The sequence below is a fragment of the Agrococcus phoenicis genome (assembly GCF_047302415.1).
In the GTDB taxonomy this organism is placed as follows: domain Bacteria; phylum Actinomycetota; class Actinomycetes; order Actinomycetales; family Microbacteriaceae; genus Agrococcus.
In genome coordinates, this window is record NZ_CP154854.1 from 1,700,632 (window position 1) to 1,715,583 (window position 14,952).

The 14,952-nt window shown below is 73.7% G+C and carries 14 protein-coding genes; 4 read left to right on the forward strand and 10 right to left on the reverse strand.

The features are described from left to right. Positions 1–118: 118 nt before the first annotated feature. From hpf to AA0Z99_RS08205, 8 genes are all read right to left on the reverse strand, one after another. Positions 119–799 carry a ribosome hibernation-promoting factor, HPF/YfiA family gene (gene hpf, locus AA0Z99_RS08170; protein WP_413316600.1) on the reverse strand — a complete coding sequence of 227 codons (681 nt, stop codon included), beginning with the start codon at positions 797–799 and terminating at the stop codon, positions 119–121. 61 nt (positions 800–860) lie between these two features. Then, the gene (locus tag AA0Z99_RS08175) at positions 861–1,568 is read right to left on the reverse strand and encodes a ComF family protein (protein ID WP_413316601.1); all 708 of its coding nucleotides are present in this window, start codon (positions 1,566–1,568) and stop codon (positions 861–863) included. 70 nt (positions 1,569–1,638) lie between these two features. Next, positions 1,639–3,333, reverse strand: coding sequence for an LpqB family beta-propeller domain-containing protein (locus AA0Z99_RS08180; RefSeq protein ID WP_413316602.1), 1,695 nt, complete (start codon positions 3,331–3,333; stop codon positions 1,639–1,641). After that, a complete protein-coding gene (gene mtrB, locus AA0Z99_RS08185; protein WP_413316603.1) occupies positions 3,333–5,036 on the reverse strand; it encodes an MtrAB system histidine kinase MtrB in 1,704 nt (567 codons plus the stop codon). Before mtrB ends, AA0Z99_RS08180 begins: the two co-directional genes overlap by 1 nt. Before the next feature lie 7 nt (positions 5,037–5,043). Further along, a complete protein-coding gene (gene mtrA / locus AA0Z99_RS08190) occupies positions 5,044–5,730 on the reverse strand; it encodes an MtrAB system response regulator MtrA (RefSeq protein ID WP_413316604.1) in 687 nt (228 codons plus the stop codon). 180 nt (positions 5,731–5,910) lie between these two features. After that, the gene (locus AA0Z99_RS08195) at positions 5,911–7,734 is read right to left on the reverse strand and encodes an ABC-F family ATP-binding cassette domain-containing protein (RefSeq protein WP_413316605.1); all 1,824 of its coding nucleotides are present in this window, start codon (positions 7,732–7,734) and stop codon (positions 5,911–5,913) included. A gap of 96 nt (positions 7,735–7,830) precedes the next feature. Next, positions 7,831–8,823 carry an acyltransferase family protein gene (locus AA0Z99_RS08200; protein WP_413316606.1) on the reverse strand — a complete coding sequence of 331 codons (993 nt, stop codon included), beginning with the start codon at positions 8,821–8,823 and terminating at the stop codon, positions 7,831–7,833. A gap of 144 nt (positions 8,824–8,967) precedes the next feature. Beyond that, the gene (locus AA0Z99_RS08205; RefSeq protein ID WP_413316607.1) at positions 8,968–9,888 is read right to left on the reverse strand and encodes a 4-(cytidine 5'-diphospho)-2-C-methyl-D-erythritol kinase; all 921 of its coding nucleotides are present in this window, start codon (positions 9,886–9,888) and stop codon (positions 8,968–8,970) included. A gap of 122 nt (positions 9,889–10,010) precedes the next feature. Here AA0Z99_RS08205 and AA0Z99_RS08210 point away from each other — a divergent pair, with 122 nt between their 5' ends. After that, positions 10,011–10,400 (forward strand): MmcQ/YjbR family DNA-binding protein, encoded by a 390-nt coding sequence (locus tag AA0Z99_RS08210; RefSeq protein WP_413316608.1) that lies wholly within the window; start codon positions 10,011–10,013, stop codon positions 10,398–10,400. Between the two features lie 184 nt (positions 10,401–10,584). Here AA0Z99_RS08210 and rsmA read toward each other — a convergent pair whose 3' ends face one another. Next, positions 10,585–11,463, reverse strand: coding sequence for a 16S rRNA (adenine(1518)-N(6)/adenine(1519)-N(6))-dimethyltransferase RsmA (gene rsmA, locus AA0Z99_RS08215; RefSeq protein ID WP_413316609.1), 879 nt, complete (start codon positions 11,461–11,463; stop codon positions 10,585–10,587). An 83-nt stretch (positions 11,464–11,546) separates the two neighbouring features. Here rsmA and AA0Z99_RS08220 point away from each other — a divergent pair, with 83 nt between their 5' ends. Both AA0Z99_RS08220 and AA0Z99_RS08225 read left to right on the forward strand, forming a co-directional pair. Next, on the forward strand, positions 11,547–12,566 hold the full coding sequence (locus tag AA0Z99_RS08220) for a hypothetical protein (RefSeq protein WP_413316610.1): 1,020 nt from the start codon (positions 11,547–11,549) through the stop codon (positions 12,564–12,566). A gap of 133 nt (positions 12,567–12,699) precedes the next feature. Beyond that, the gene (locus AA0Z99_RS08225) at positions 12,700–13,254 is read left to right on the forward strand and encodes a hypothetical protein (protein ID WP_413316611.1); all 555 of its coding nucleotides are present in this window, start codon (positions 12,700–12,702) and stop codon (positions 13,252–13,254) included. Positions 13,255–13,313: 59 nt separating this feature from the next. On the opposite strand, the gene AA0Z99_RS08230 is transcribed toward AA0Z99_RS08225, so the two are convergent. After that, the gene (locus AA0Z99_RS08230) at positions 13,314–14,255 is read right to left on the reverse strand and encodes a TatD family hydrolase (protein WP_413316612.1); all 942 of its coding nucleotides are present in this window, start codon (positions 14,253–14,255) and stop codon (positions 13,314–13,316) included. 114 nt (positions 14,256–14,369) lie between these two features. Between AA0Z99_RS08230 and AA0Z99_RS08235 the strand changes: the two genes are divergently transcribed. Then, positions 14,370–14,909 (forward strand): hypothetical protein, encoded by a 540-nt coding sequence (locus AA0Z99_RS08235; RefSeq protein ID WP_413316613.1) that lies wholly within the window; start codon positions 14,370–14,372, stop codon positions 14,907–14,909. The last annotated feature ends 43 nt before the right edge of the window (positions 14,910–14,952 follow it).

Sequence of the window (14,952 nt, forward strand, 5' to 3'; positions counted from 1 at the left end):
TAACGGTTCGGTAACCGACTGCCCATCCTAACAACGCATGCCAGGAGGCGCCCCAGAGGTCCCGGGGCGCCTCCTGGTCAGGCGGGCGCGGCCGGCCCGACCGGGCCGTGTCGATCGGTCAGGAGGCGGCGCGCTCGGTGCCCGCGTCCTCCGCCTCGGAGACGTCGTCGTCGAGCGTGATGACGCCGTAGGACCAGCCCTTGCGGCGGTAGACGACGGCGCACTCGCCGGACTCGTCGTCGATGAAGAGGTAGAAGGGGTGGCCGACCAGCTCCATCTGGTCGACGGCCTCCCGCACGCCCATGCGCTTGGCGGGGAAGCGCTTCTGGCGGATCACGACGGGCGACCACTCGGTCTCGCCCTCGTGCGGCTGCTCGACGGTCGGGATCGACCCGGTGAGCACGGCCTCGACGACCGCGGGGTCGGCGGGCGTGATGTCGACCTGGTCGAAGCCGCTCGCGACGGCGTCGTGCAGGGGGGTGCGCTTGCGCGCGCTGTGGTCGGTGCGCTTGTCGTGCACGCGACGCGCACGCTCCATCACGCGGTGGTAGGCGGAGTCGAAGGCCATGTACTTGTCGGGCCCGTCGGCCTCGGCGCGGATGATGGAGCCGGGGCCGTGCACCGTGATCTCCACGCGACCTCCGGCCACCGAGGTGTGGGGCACCGCGTGCCGCGTGAGCTTGACATCGAGGGCCGTCGCACGAGGGAGGAGCTGGGTGACCTTCGCCAGCTTCTCCTCGGCGTATGCCCGGAACCGGTCTGTGATGTCTGCGCCCTTGGCGCCGAACGTGATGTCCATCGTGGCCTCCCGGAATGATCGGCGTCGGCGCGAGCTGGCTGCTGCGCCGACTTGCGTGCCGTCACTCTACCCCCGGCGCGCTGGGCACGAGCCAGAGCGATCCGGGCCTCCGAGGGGTGCGCGCGACCCCCGCGATCCCGACCGGCATGCAGCCGGCCGCGCGCAGCGCGCGCACGGCTTCGCGCACCGTCGCGCCGCTCGTGACGACGTCGTCGACCACGACGACGGGCCGCCCCGCGAGCCGACGCGCCGCGCGCGGGGGCAGCTCGAGCGAACCCGCTGCGGCACGCGCACGAGCCGCGGCGGAGCGCCCCTTCTGCGCCCCGCCCGCGTCGCTCGCCGGCCGGGCGCCTGCCGGCCAGGTGCGCCGCAGCGACCACGAGCGCATGCCCGTCTGGCGCACCGCCAGCGCGACCGGGTCGAAGCCGCGGCGCCGCTGCCCCTCGCGACTCGGCGGCACGCGCACGAGCTCGGCATCGGGCAGCGCCTCCAGCGCGAGCGCCAGGCCCGCGCCCAGCGCCCTCGCCTCGGATCGCGCGCCGCGCTCCTTGCACGCGACGACGAGGGAGCGCACGCGGCCGGCGTACTCGGCGGCCGCGACGAGCGGCAGCCCGTCGAGCTGCTCGCGCAGCGGCCCGGCGAGCAGCAGATCCCGGCACGACGGGCAGACGGCCACGTCGAGCGCGCCGCAGCCAGCGCACTCGACCGGCCAGAGGACGCTCAGCGCCTCCTCCAGCGCCGCGCGCCACCACCCTCGCCCCTGCTCCACGGGGCCGATGATGGCGGGTGCGTGCGCGACCGCGCGCCTCCTGGCCGACGGCTGTGGAGCGCGGGCTCGGCTACTGCTGCGTCGCGATGAGGTCGAGGGCCTGCAGCCCGGCCGCCGGGCTCCAGACCCGACCGCGCAGCGAGAGCAGGGCGCCGTCGGCGCTGAGCGCGCGCAGCGTCGCGGTGCCGTCGCTGCCGCCGACGATCGCCCGCGCCTCGGCGCCGGGGATCGGCAGCTGCTCCGAGACGCCGCCGATCGTGAGCACCGCGATCTGCGACTGGTCGTCATCCGTCGCGAGCACCGCGACCTGCGTCGGGCTGACCCAGGTCACGTCGGTGCCGCTGCCCTCGATCGTGGGCAGCAGGTAGGGCTCCCCGAGCGTGACGGGCCGGCCGTCGGCGTCGCGCACGACGGCGAGCACCCACACCGAGCTGCGGCCGCCCTCGTTGGTGACGTAGGCGAGTCGGGCTCCGTCGCGCGAGAGCTCCATGGCGACGGGGCGGCCGGCGTCGGCCGGCAGCGACAGCGCACTGCGCTGCCCGTCGCGCCAGGCCAGCAGCTGCTGCGGGCCGGTCGTCTCGTGCAGCAGCACCCAGCCGCTGTCGTCCACGGTGGGGACGACCGCCGCATCCGCGGAGATCACCACCGGCTCCGCATCCGACACCACCCACGCCGCGGTGGTGCCCGTGTGCGCGACGCCGCCCTGCTGGCCGACGGTGAAGCTCGTGGCGCCGATCGCGCTCAGGGTCTCCCCGACGTCGGCCACCGCGGGCGCTCCGCCGCCGACCGAGCGCAGCGTCGCGCCCTCGAGCACGAGGGGGCGCGGGTCGACGTCGCCCACGTCGATGGGCCCGAAGTCGGCGCTCGAGGCGGACGCCTCGGAGCCGTCGATCTGCACCCGCACCTCGCGCACGCCGAGCTCGCGCAGCGACAGCGCCAGCTGCACCGCGAGCGGCTCGAGGCTGCCGTCGCCGAGCTGCGCAACCTGGTCGAGGCTGAGCGTCACCGAGGTGGTCGTGCCGTCGACCCGCAGCGGTCCCACGCGGCGCGCCTCCACGGCCCCGAAGGTCGACACGGCCGGGGAGAGCCACGTGGAGGGCCCCGCAAGCAGCGCGTCGATGATGCGCTCGTCGATGGTCGTCGCCGTGCGCTCGAACCAGCGCACCTCGGGCACCGCGCGCGTCGCGTCGGGGGTGAGCCAGTGGAGCGCGTGGGGCTGGAAGAGCGTGTCGAATGTCGACGCCGAGAGCACGATGCCGTCCGGGGCTCGCACGATGCGCCACTCGCCGCCCACCTGCAGCAGCTCGAACTCGAGGATGCGGTCGCCGCCCTCCAGCAGCGCCCCACCGGCGCTCAGCTCCGACTGCGCGGTGAGGGCCGCGCTCGCCGCCGTCTCGCTCTCGCCCGTGAACGAGATCTGCGGCTGCGCGCCCGAGCGCACGATGACGCGCGCGTCGGGATCCCAGCTGACCGCGGCACCGACCGCGAGGTACTCGCGGGCGATCGCGTAGTCGTCCGCCGGGCTGATCGCGGCGCCCAGGAAGCCGAGGATGATCTCCTCCTGCGTCGCGCCCGGCTGCGGCTCCTGCGCGAGGAAGACGAAGTCGTTGGTCTGCTCGTCGGCGTCGACCTGCCCCTCGACCACCGGGCCGCCGTCGGGGATGGCGACGCAGCCTGCGAGCGCCAGCACCGCGAGCGCGGCCGCGAGCGCGCGGCGCATCGCCGAGCGCCGCATCCGCCCGCTCCCGGAGGTCGCTGCGCGCATCACCGCTCGACCTCCTCGGAGCCGAGCTCGACCGTCGGGTCGACGAGCGCGACCGGCGAGCTGTGCAGCTGCTCGGCGGCAGGCTCGGCCGGCTCGAGCGGCATCGCGACCGGCAGGATGAGCGGCTGCGTGTCGTCGGGCGCCAGGTCGATCGGCGATGCGACCGTCCGCGAGCCCGCCCTCGGCAGCGTCAACCTGAACTGCGTGCCCTCGCCCGGTCGCGACCACACGTCGATCCAACCGCCGTGCAGCGCGGCGTCGTCCCGGCTGATCGACAGCCCGAGCCCCGTGCCGCCCGTGCGACGCTGCCGGGAGGGGTCGGCGCGCCAGAAGCGGTCGAACACCCGGTTCGCCTCCTCGGCCGACATCCCGATGCCGTGGTCGCGCACGGCGATCGCCGCCGCGTCCGTCGACGAGTCGACGATCACCTCGACCGGCTTGCCCTCGCCGTGGTCGATCGCGTTGCCCAGCAGGTTCTGCAGGATGCGACGGATGCGGCGCGGGTCGACCTCGGCCTCGAAGTGCCCGCCCGGCGCGATCAGGCGCAGCTCGATGCCGTGCTCAGCGGCGAGCGGCTCGACCGCCTCGATCTCGCGCTCGGCGAGCCGCACGAGGTTGGTCGGCTCGACCTCGAGCTGCGCGGCACCGGCGTCGAAGCGGCTGAGCTCCAGCAGGTCGGCCAGCAGCTGCTCGAAGCGCTCGATCTGCGTGTGCAGCAGCTCGACCGTGCGGCTCGAGACCGGGTCGAACGACGCGCGACGGTCGTGCAGCACGTCGCCCGCGAGCCGGATGGTCGTCAGCGGCGTGCGCAGCTCGTGCGAGACGTCCGAGACGAAGCGCTGCTGCACCGTGGAGAGCGTCGCCAGCTCGTTGATCTGGCGGGAGATGGAGTCGGCCATGTCGTTGAAGGATCGCCCGAGCTTCGCCATCTCGTCGTCGCCCCGCACGGGGATGCGCACGTCGAGCTCACCGGCGGCGATGCGCGCGCTCGACTCGGCGGCCGTCTGGACGGGGCCGACGATGAGGCGCGCGACCATCCAGCTGATGAGCCCGATGAGCGCCACGAGCACCAGCCCGCCGATCACCATCGTCAGCTGCATGAAGTCGAGCGTCTCCTGCGTCGACTGCAGGCTCGTCAGGAGGTAGAGCTCGTACTGCCCGGTCAGCGGCACGTCGACCGTCGTGCCGACGACGAGACCCGGCTGCTCGCCGCTCGCGGTCTCGATGCGCACCGACTGGTAGAAGGGCGTGTCGGATGCGCCGGCGACGGCCGTGCGCATCTCCTGCGTCAGCAGCGCGGCGTCGAAGGCCTGCGACTGCACGTCGTTCATCGACAGGACCGTCTCCGCCTGCGCGTCGCTGCGGAGCATCGCGTACTCGGTGGTCGACCGGCTCGAGATGATGCCGTCGATCGCGTTGAGCGCGGTGTCCTGCAGCGCATCCACCTCGCCGCTGGTGAGGTTCTGGGTCACGGCGTCGTTGAAGATCTGCTGCATCTGGTTGCGCGCCTGCACCGCCTCGACCAGGGCGTCGTCGCGGCGCGTCTCGAAGAGGTTCTGGCCGACGGAGGCGGACATGTAGCCGAGCACGCCGACGAGCGCGAGCGTCGAGAGCACCATGCTCGCAGCGACGACGCGCGCCTGCATCGAGCGGCGGAGGACGCCCGTCGCCCACGCCCACAGCGGTCGGCGTCGCGCGGCCACCGCTGGCTCAGCCCTGCGGTGCGCCGGCGCGGTAGCCGACCCCGCGCACGGTCGTCACGACCACGGGGCTGTCGACATCGCGCTCGACCTTGGAGCGCAGCCGCTGCACGTGCACGTTCACGAGGCGCGTGTCGGCCTTGTAGTGGTAGCCCCAGACCTGCTCCAGCAGCATCTCTCGCGAGAACACCTGGTTGGGCTTGGAGGCGAGGGTCACGAGCAGCTCGAACTCGAGCGGGGTGAGCGCGATCGGCGCGCCGCCGCGGCGCACCTGGTGGCCCTCGACGTCGATCTCGAGGTCGGCGACGCGCAGGGTGCCGGTGTCGGCGCTGCGCTGCGGCCGCAGGCGCGTGCGCACGCGCGCGACGAGCTCCTTCGGGTTGAAGGGCTTGACGACGTAGTCATCGGCGCCGGACTCGAGGCCGACGACGACATCGGTCGGGTCGCCCTTCGCCGTCAGCATGATGATCGGCACGCCCGACTCGGCACGGATCTCGGTGCAGATCTGGATGCCGTCCTTGCCGGGCAGCATGAGGTCGAGCAGCACGAGGTCGGGCCGCACCTCGTGGAAGCGGTCGAGCGCCTCGGCGCCGTCGGCGCAGTACTCGAGCGCGTAGCCCTCGCCTGCGAGGACGATGCCGATCATCTCCGCGAGCGCGGGGTCGTCGTCGACGACGAGGATCGTCTGCTCCGACATGGGCGCTCCCTTCGTGGTCCAGCACGGGCGCTGCGGCCTCGGCGCGGCTCCCGCCACTGTATCCGAGCGCGCTTCGGGCACCGCACCACCGCGCCGCGCACATCCGGTCGCCCTGGCGGCGTGACCCGTCGTGCGGGAGAGGTGACCGGTCGTGCGGGCGAGGTCGCCTCGACCTGCGCGTCAGCGCTCGAGGCCCTCGTGCGCCTCGAACCAAGCCTCTTCGAGCGACGCGATGCGCTCGTCGACCGCCGCGAGCTCGGCCTGCAGCGCGGCGAGCCCGTCGTAGTCGCTGTGGTCTGCGCCCTCGAACCGCTCGAGCAGCGCCGCTCGCTGGCCGTTCGCCTTCTCGAGGCGGCGGTCGAGGCTCGCGGCCTCCTTCTCGAGCGCTCGCCGCTCGGCGCCCGAGAGCGCGGGGGCGCCGCTCGCTCCTCCGGCGTCGCCCGCGGTGGCGCCCGACTCGTCGCGCGCGAGCGTCGCCCGCGCTGCGGTGCGCTCGACCGATCCCTTCCCCGAGAGCTCGAGGTAGGCATCCACCCCGCCCGGCATGTGCCGCAGGCCGCCGTCGACGATCGCGAACTGGTGGTCGGTGACGCGCTCGATCAGGTAGCGGTCGTGGCTGACGACGATGAGGCAGCCCGCCCAGGAGTCGAGCACGTCCTCCATCGCGGCGAGCATGTCGGTGTCGAGGTCGTTCGTCGGCTCGTCGAGGATCAGCACGTTGGGCTCGTCGAGCAGGATCAGCAGCAGCTGCAGGCGGCGCCGCTGCCCTCCGGAGAGATCCTTCACGAGGGTCGAGAGCTCGCCGGAGCGGAAGCCCAGGCGCTCGAGCAGCTGGCCGGGCGTGAGCTCCTTGCCGCCGGAGGCATAGCTCGACTTCAGGCTGCTGACGACGGTGCGCACCGGATCGTCCTCGTGCTGCGCGAGCTCTGCCAGCTCCTGCGTCAGCTCGGCGATCTTCACGGTCTTGCCGGTCTTCACGCGGCCGGCGGTGGGGCGGATGCGCCCGGCGACGAGGGCGAGCAGGGTCGACTTGCCGGCGCCGTTGCGCCCGAGGATGCCGGCGCGCTCGCCCGGCGCGATGCGCCAGGTGACGTCGTCGAGGATCGTGCGGCCGCCGAGCTCGACGGAGGCGTCGATGATGTCGACGACGTCCTTGCCCAAGCGCGTCGCGGCGAGCTGCGCGAGCTGGATGGGGTCGCGGACGGGCGGCTCGTCCTCGATGAGCTGCGTGGCGGCCTCGATGCGGAACTTGGGCTTCGCCGTGCGCGCGGGCGCGCCGCGACGCAGCCACGCGAGCTCCTTCTTCATGAGGTTCTGGCGCTTCGACTCGGTGGCCGCCGCCATGCGGTCGCGCTCGACGCGCTGCAGGATGTAGGCCGCGTAGCCGCCCTCGAAGGGCTCGACGAGCGTGTCGTGGACCTCCCACGTGCCCGTGCACACCGCATCCAGGAACCACCGGTCGTGGGTCACGGCGACGAACGCACCGCGGCCGGTCGCGTAGCGCGCGTTCAGGTGGTCGGCCAGCCACGCGATGCCCTGCACGTCGAGGTGGTTCGTGGGCTCGTCGAGGAAGAGCACGTCCCAGTCGCCCGCCAGCAGCCTCGCGAGCGCGACGCGGCGGCGCTGGCCGCCGGAGAGGTCGCCGACGCGGGCGTGCCAGTCGAGGTCGCCGACGAGGCCGTTCAGGATGTCGCGGATGCGCGCGTCGCCGGCCCACTCGTGCTCGGGGCGATCGCCGACGATGCTCTCGCCGATGGTGCTCTCGGGGTCGAGCGTGTCCTGCTGGTCGAGCACGCCGACCTGCAGGCCGCCGCGGCGCGTGATGCGGCCGCTCGTCGGCTCGAGCCGCCCGGCCAGCAGGCGCAGCAGCGTGGACTTGCCGTCGCCGTTGCGGCCGACGATGCCGATGCGGTCGCCGTCCTCGAGGCCGAGCGAGATCGACTCGAACACGACGCGGGTGGGGAAGGCGATGCCGACGCGCTCGGCGCCCAGGAGATGTGCCATATCGCTCCATTCTCGCGCACGCGGCGGCGGCGCGCTCGCGCGGCGGCGGGCGCCCAGTTCGGCGTGGCCGACGCGGGAGCCCGCGCGCGCGTCGGCTCAGGCGGCGACGCGCCGACGGGGCAGCGGCGGCGCGCTCCACAGCAGCGGCACACGGTGCAGCAGGCGGTGCACGCCGAGCGAGGCGAGCACCGCGACGAGCGCCACCATCGGCGGCATGAGCGCCGCGACCGGCGCGAGCATGCCGGCCAGCGGCGCGAGCAGCGCTGCCGCGAGGAAGATCGGGATGTAGTGCAGCACGTAGATCGGCAGGGTGCGCTCCCCGATCCAGCGCAGCCAGTCGAAGGAGCGCCAGCGCGCGAGCGTCTTGGCCGCGAGGATGCCGGCGGCGATGGCGCCGAGGCTCAGCACCAGCTGCACGCCGGGCACGCGGGTGAGCTCGAGCGCGATGGAGGCGGTGCCCGCGACGACGTAGGCGGCGAGCGCCGGCCAGGCCCACCACCCCGGTCGCAGCCGCTCCGAGACGCTCGCGAAGTGCCGCGCGAGGAGGAAGAAGACGCAGTACGTCAGGATCTTGTCCCACGCCACGACGCCGGTGTTCAGCATGCCGCTGCCGAACAGCACCGACAGCACCGCAGCCGGCGCGAGCTGCAGCCAGGGCGGCAGCGGGCGCAGCAGCCAGCCCACGAGCGAGTAGAGGAGGAGCGCGTAGATGAACCAGATCGAGGCGTTCGGCACGAGCAGCAGCGTGAGCAGGTCTCCGATCGCGGGCCGCGGGCGATCCGCCCACGCCCATGGCAGCACCTGCACCACCAGCAGGAACACCGTCGACCACAGCGCGTAGAGCCACAGCAGCGGCCAGGCGCGGCGCCGGAACATGGCTGCGAAGGGCAGCGACAAGGACGTGCCCGCGAACATGCCGGAGGCGAAGAAGAACAGCGGCATGCGGAAGGTCTCCAGCAGCGGGTTCGCCCAGCGCCAGAGGGAGTCGAGCCCGACGTCGCCGAGGAAGAGCGTGGCGTGGAAGAGCACGACGAGGATGATGGCGGCGCCCTTGGCGACGTCGACCCACTCGAGGCGCTGTGCCTGCATAGCGCGAGTCTGGCACGCCGTAACGCCGTTCGGAATAGCCAGCACTCATCGGTGGCCGACTGGGGCGATCGTGCCCGAGTGGTGCTGGCGCGCCGGCCCCAGTCAGGCGCAGATGCACCGGTCGGAGGAGCACCGCGGGCGCGGTCAGTCGATGAGGCGCGCGCCGGGCACGGGGCCGGTCACCTTGACCGCGAGCACCTTCGCGGTCGAGAGCGAGATCTGCAGCTCGATCGCCGACTCGAGCCCGTCGCAGAGGAACGCGACCGTCGGGCCGGACCCCGACACGATGCCGGCGAGGGCACCGGATCGCTCCCCCAGCTCGAGCGTGCCGGCCAGCCGCGGCATGAGGCGCAGCGCCGGAGCCTGCAGGTCGTTCTGCAGCGCCTCGGCCAGCAGCCCCGCATCCCCCGCGCGGAGCGCCTGCAGCACCCGCGCATCCACCGTGGGCACGTCGTGGGCGGGAGCGATGTCGGCGGCGTGCAGCGCCCGGTGCTCGTCGAGCGCGCGGTACACGTCGGGCGTCGAGAGGCCGGCCTCGGCATAGGCGAGCACCCAGTGGAACTGGCCCTTCGCGAGCGCCGGGCTCAGCTGGTCGCCGCGGCCGGTGCCGATCGCCGTGCCGCCCGCCAGCGCGAAGGGCACGTCGGCGCCGAGCTCGCGGGCGATCTCGTGCAGCGCCTCGCGACCCAGGTGCAGCCCCCAGAGCTCGTCGCACGCGACGAGCGTCGCAGCCGCGTCGGCGGATCCTCCGCCCATGCCGCCGGCGATCGGCACGTGCTTCTCGATCGAGAGCGCGACGCCGCCGGTGACGCGACCGCGGCGCGCGAGCGCCATCGCCGCGCGGATCGCGAGGTTGTCGGCGCCGGTGGAGAGCTGCCGGTGCGGGATCGGGCCGGAGAAGCGCACCGAGAAGTCGCTCGCCTCGCTCGCCTCGACGAACTCGTACAGGCTGACCGCCTGATACGCGGTGGCGACGTCGTGATAGCCGTCGTCCTGCAGCGCGCCCACGCCGAGGTGCACGTTGATCTTGCCGGGCGCTTTCGCCCGCACCGTGCCACGACTCACGAGTCCAACCTACTGCGGGCGCGAGCGCCTCCCTGACAGCGGGCGCCGAGCATGGGGACCCGCCTCCGCGCAGCGACATCCCGGCCCGCCGACGCGCTCGCGGCCCGCGCTACCCTCGCCGCATGGCGCATCCGCTGCTGTTCGACGCCGATGACCCGCTGCTCGCGCGCCTCCGCGAGCTGGCGCTCGCTCTGCCGGGCGCCGCCGAGAAGGTGTCGCACGGCCGCCCGGCGTTCTTCACCACGAAGGTCTTCGCCTACTCCGGCGGCATGACCAAGGAGGAGCATCGCGCGGGCGTCGACCCGCCGCGGCTGAGCGTGCTGCTCGACGCCGACGAGCGGCTGGCGCTGCTGGACGAGGGCGCGCTCGTGCCGGCGTACCTCGGCCCGTACGGCTGGATCTCGATCGACCTCGAGGGCGCCGACTGGCAGCGGGTGGCGGAGCTGCTCGACTCGAGCTTCCGGGTCACCGCACCGCGGCGGCTGGTCGCCGAGCTCGATGCCCGCGGCTGAGCGAACGGTGCCCTGAGCGGCTGGTGCACTGAGCGGCTGGTGACCCTGAGCGGCCGGTGCCCCTGAGCGAGCGGAGGCCCTGAGCGTGCCCACGCATCGCAGCGAGACGGCGAGCCGCGCTGCAGGGGCGCTCCGGACAGCACGTCGTCATCGACCTGTCGCGAACGGTGCGGGCGCGGATGCGTCAGGGGCGCGAGGAGGGATCCGCGGCCTCGGCGATGCGGATGAAGTCGGGCAGCGAGAGCGCCTCGCCGCGCAGCGTCGGCTCGACGCCGGCCCGCTCGAGCACCTCGGTCGCCGCCGACGACGAGCCGAAGACCCCTGAGAGCGCCTGCCGCAGCATCTTGCGGCGCTGCCCGAAGGCGCCGTCGATCACGCGGAAGGTGCGGCGCCGCAGCTCCTCGGAGCCGAGCGACGGCCCCGAGCGGAACCCCACGAGCACGCTGTCGACGCCCGGCACGGGCCAGAAGATCTGCCGCGACACGTCACCCTCGAGCGCCCACTGCCCCCACCACGCGACCTTCGCCGACGGCGAGCCGTAGGTCTTCGAGCCCGGCCGCGCGGCCAGCCGGTGCCCGACCTCGGCCTGCACCATCACGAGGGCGCGGTCGATCGTCGGGAAGCGCTCGAGCAGGTGGATGAGCACGGGCACCGACACGTTGTAGGGCAGGTTCGCGACGATCGCCTCGGGCGCGAACGGCAGCGCCTCGATCGTCAGCGCGTCGTGCTGCACCACCTCGAGCCGCGCGGCCGGCTGCTTGCGCGCGACCGTGCGGGGCAGCAGCTCGGCCAGGCGCGGATCGATCTCCACCGCCGCCACCCTGGCGCCCACCTCGGTGAGGCCGAGGGTGAGCGAGCCGAGGCCCGGGCCGACCTCCACGACGTCGCGGCCGGCGACATCCGCGGTGCGGACGATGCGTCGCACCGTGTTGGCGTCGACGACGAAGTTCTGGCCCCAGCGCTTCGTGGGCGTGAGGTCGAGCTCGGCAGCGAGCGCACGGATCTCGGATGCGCCGAGCAGCGTCTCAGCGCTGGGCCTGCCGCCGCCGGTCGTGTCGCTCACGCATCGAGCCTATGCCGAGCGCCGCCGCACGCCGGTCATAGCCGCGCGAGCGATGATGGCATCCCAGCATCAGGAGGATCACCATGCGCACCACCGACTCCCCCGCCGCGCCAGAGGCACGCCCCCTCCGGCGCCGAGCCTCGCTCACCCCCGCCTCGACGCGGTCACGGATGCTCGCAGCGCTCGCGCTCGCCGGCGCAGCCGCGCTGACGGTCGGCTGCGCCGGCCAGCCCGCCGCGCCCGGGGCGCCGACGCCCACCGACGCCATGGTCGCGAGCGTCCCCGGCGCCGATCCCGTGCCGATCGACGACGCCAGGCTGGAGGAGGCAGGGCTCATGGACGAGGTCTCCGAGCAGGGCTACGCGCTGCGCTGGTCGGAGCCGGGAGCATCCATCGCGGTGTTCGTGGGCGGCTCGGGCAGCGGTGGCGGCTGCATCCCGCAGCCGAGCGATGCGTCGCTCGAGCAGGGCGAGCCGAGGATCCTGGTGGCGTTCGAGAGCATCGATCCCGCGGTCTCGTGCACCATGGACTTCCGGCTGCACGGCTGGGAGCTCGGCCTCGCCGACACCATCGATGACAGCCGGGCGGTCCCGGTGCGACTCATGGGCCTGCAGGGCGACGACGACGTCATCGAGACGGAGCTCGCCCCCGAGCAGGTGCTGGGCGACGGCGACGCGAACGGCGCCGATCCGCAGCCGAGCGAGGTCGACGACGCGCCGCGGGCGACGGTGTCGCCCACGCCGTTCGACGCATCCGGGCTGCCGCAGGCCCAGTCGATCGTCGAGGGAGCGTCGGCGCTGGACGTGTGGTGGATCGAGCCCGGCCGCACCCTCGCGGTGGTCATGAGCGGCTCCGGCACCGAGGCGTGCGTGCCGCAGCCGATCGACGCGAGGGCCGCCGGCCCCGGCGCCATCGACATCGCCTTCGCACCCGCTGCCGGCGACACCTGCACCGACGACCTCGTGGTCTACGGCTGGCAGCTCGAGCTCCCCTCCGCGGTCACCGCCACCTTGCCCGTGCAGGTCACGCTCTCCGGCACCAGCGATGCCGGAGAGACCGTGCAGCGCACGCTCGACCCCGGCGACGTGCTCGAGCTGCCCTGATCGCAGCGCTCGCGCCCGCTCCCAGAGGTAGCTGCTCGACGGCGCCCAGGCCTCGCCCAGCCCCGTCCGGCACCGTAGGAGGCGCGGAACCACCCGCGAGCTTCGCGGGCCGCGCCTCGAAGGAGTGGACGTCATGCGAAGGACCATCCCCCTGGCGCTCGTCGCCGTCATCGCGCTCGCCGGCTGCGCATCAGCCGGTGGGCCCACCGACTCGAGCGCGCCCCCGCCGCCGGCGTCATCGGCGCCGACCCCGAGCGACGGCGGCGAGCCCACCGGCTCGGCGACCGCCGACCCGCAGCCGAGCGAGCTCGCGGGCGAGCCCACCCGCATCGAGGACGAGGCGATCCTGGGCACGGTGAGCCTCGACGACATCCCGCAGGGCGAGCCGCTCGTGATCTGGGCGGGCGTCGGCAACTCGCTCGTGCACGTCTTCGGCGCCGGCAGCAGCAGCACCGACTGCCAGCCCGTCGGCGAATCGGCCGAGGTCGACGGCGGCATGCTGGAGATCGACTTCGAGTGGCAGGACGACGCGGCGGATGCGATGTGCACGGCGGACATGCGCGTGTTCGGCTGGGCGTTCCCCGTGACGGGCGCGGACGCCTCGGTCACGCAGGCGCAGGTCGACGAGTGGACCGCTGACGCGGACGAGATCACCGTCGACATCCAGCCCGCCGAAGGGACGAGCTGACGGGCGCGGGCCGACCGGGGTCGCGCTGACCAGGCTCGGGGAGCGCGAACGACCGGGCGTCAGACCGCGTCGCTCCAGCTGCCGTAGGCGCGCACGGTGTTCTCGACCGTCTCGGCCGCGAGCTCGTCGGCGTCGGCCCCGAGGTGCTCGGCCATCGCCCGCACGGTGAGCGGCGTGAGGTAGGGGCTGTTGGGTCGACCGCGGAACGGCGTCGGGGTGAGGAACGGGGCATCCGTCTCGACCAGGATGCGGCGGCGGTCGGCGACCCGCAGGGCGGCGTGCAGGTTCTTCGCGCTCGGGAACGTCACGGTGCCCGAGAACGAGAGGTACCAGCCGTGCTCGGCGGCGATGCGCGCGAGGTGCTCGTCGCCCGAGAAGCAGTGGAAGACGGTGGTCTCGGGCGCACCGACGCGCAGCAGCGTCTCCACGACCGCGTCGTGCGCGTCGCGATCGTGGATCTGCAGGGCGATCCCGTGCCGCTTGGCGATCTCGATGTGCGCCTCGAACGACGCGTGCTGCGCCGCTCGGCCGTCGTCCCCGGTGCGGAAGAAGTCCAGCCCCGTCTCCCCCACGGCGCGCACCCGCGGCTGCGCAGCGAGCGCGTCGATGATGGCGAGCGCGTCGTCGAGGGTGCCGGCAGCGGCATACCCCGGTGCCTCGTTGGGGTGCAGCGCGACCGCCGCGAGCACGCGCGCATCCTGCGCGGCGAGGGCCGCCGACCACTGCGACGACTCGACGTCGCCGCCCACCTGGATCACGCCCGCGACGCCCGCCTGCTCGGCGGCGGCCAGCGCGTCCGCGGAGGTGAAGTCGTCGCCGTCCTTGATCTCGAGGTGCGTGTGGTTGTCGTAGATCGGCACGGCGAGGGGCGCAGGGATCGGCGGCCGCGTCAGGTCGCGCTTGCCGTCGTCGAAGCGCTCGCGGATGTACTCGCCGCCCGGCAGGACGGGAGCGCCGGGGGCGTGCGGGACGGGGGCGGTCCCGTCATGGCTGTGGGGCATGCCTCCAGCCTACGATCGCGACGCCAGAGCAGAACCTGAGGTATCTTCCAGGTCGTACCATGCATCCGGTGCGAGCATCGATCGCACAGCGACCCACCAGGAGGACGGTTCGGCATGTCTCAGCGCCTCGCCTTGGCAGCCGCCATCGGCGCCGCGATCGCGATGACCGGCTGCACGGCCGCGGCAACGGACGACAGCGCGGGAGGACCGATCGACGGCGTCTCGACGGGCGTCGACGAGACGGGCGCCGCTGAGAGCCCCGCGGTCGCCCCCGACTCGGCCGCGCTGCAGGCCGCGCCGCTGGGCGGGCGCGACCGGCCGACGCAGGGCGAGCCCGGGATCCCGGGCGGCAGCGGAGCATCGGTCGACGACGTGCTGCGCACGGGAGCCGTGGCGACCTGGGTCAGCGGCGCCGAGACCTTCGCCATCTCGCTGCCCGCCAGCGGCGAGTGCTGGCCGAGCGCCGGCACGCCCACCGTCGTGGCCGACCAGCAGCTGTCGGTGGCGTTCGACGGGCCGGGATCATGCCCCGGTGCGGATGCGGCGCGCACGTACGAGCTCGCGCTCCCCGACGGGATCGACGCTCGTGCCGAGGTCGAGGTGGCGCTCGAGGGGCTCGAGCACCGCTACACGCTGACGCTGCCGGCTCGGTAGCGGCTCGCGTCCTGCGACGCCCGCGGCCGGCGGCCGCGAGCCC

Coding starts and splice junctions, on each gene's coding strand:
- hpf (WP_413316600.1), bottom strand. CDS start 799: ATGGACATCACGTTCGGCGCCAAGGGCGCAGACATCACAGACCGGTTC.
- AA0Z99_RS08195 (WP_413316605.1), bottom strand. CDS start 7,734: ATGGCACATCTCCTGGGCGCCGAGCGCGTCGGCATCGCCTTCCCCACC.
- mtrA (WP_413316604.1), bottom strand. CDS start 5,730: ATGTCGGAGCAGACGATCCTCGTCGTCGACGACGACCCCGCGCTCGCG.
- AA0Z99_RS08235 (WP_413316613.1), top strand. CDS start 14,370: ATGTCTCAGCGCCTCGCCTTGGCAGCCGCCATCGGCGCCGCGATCGCG.
- AA0Z99_RS08225 (WP_413316611.1), top strand. CDS start 12,700: ATGCGAAGGACCATCCCCCTGGCGCTCGTCGCCGTCATCGCGCTCGCC.
- AA0Z99_RS08210 (WP_413316608.1), top strand. CDS start 10,011: ATGGCGCATCCGCTGCTGTTCGACGCCGATGACCCGCTGCTCGCGCGC.
- AA0Z99_RS08220 (WP_413316610.1), top strand. CDS start 11,547: ATGCGCACCACCGACTCCCCCGCCGCGCCAGAGGCACGCCCCCTCCGG.
- AA0Z99_RS08180 (WP_413316602.1), bottom strand. CDS start 3,333: ATGCGCGCAGCGACCTCCGGGAGCGGGCGGATGCGGCGCTCGGCGATG.
- AA0Z99_RS08200 (WP_413316606.1), bottom strand. CDS start 8,823: ATGCAGGCACAGCGCCTCGAGTGGGTCGACGTCGCCAAGGGCGCCGCC.
- AA0Z99_RS08230 (WP_413316612.1), bottom strand. CDS start 14,255: ATGCCCCACAGCCATGACGGGACCGCCCCCGTCCCGCACGCCCCCGGC.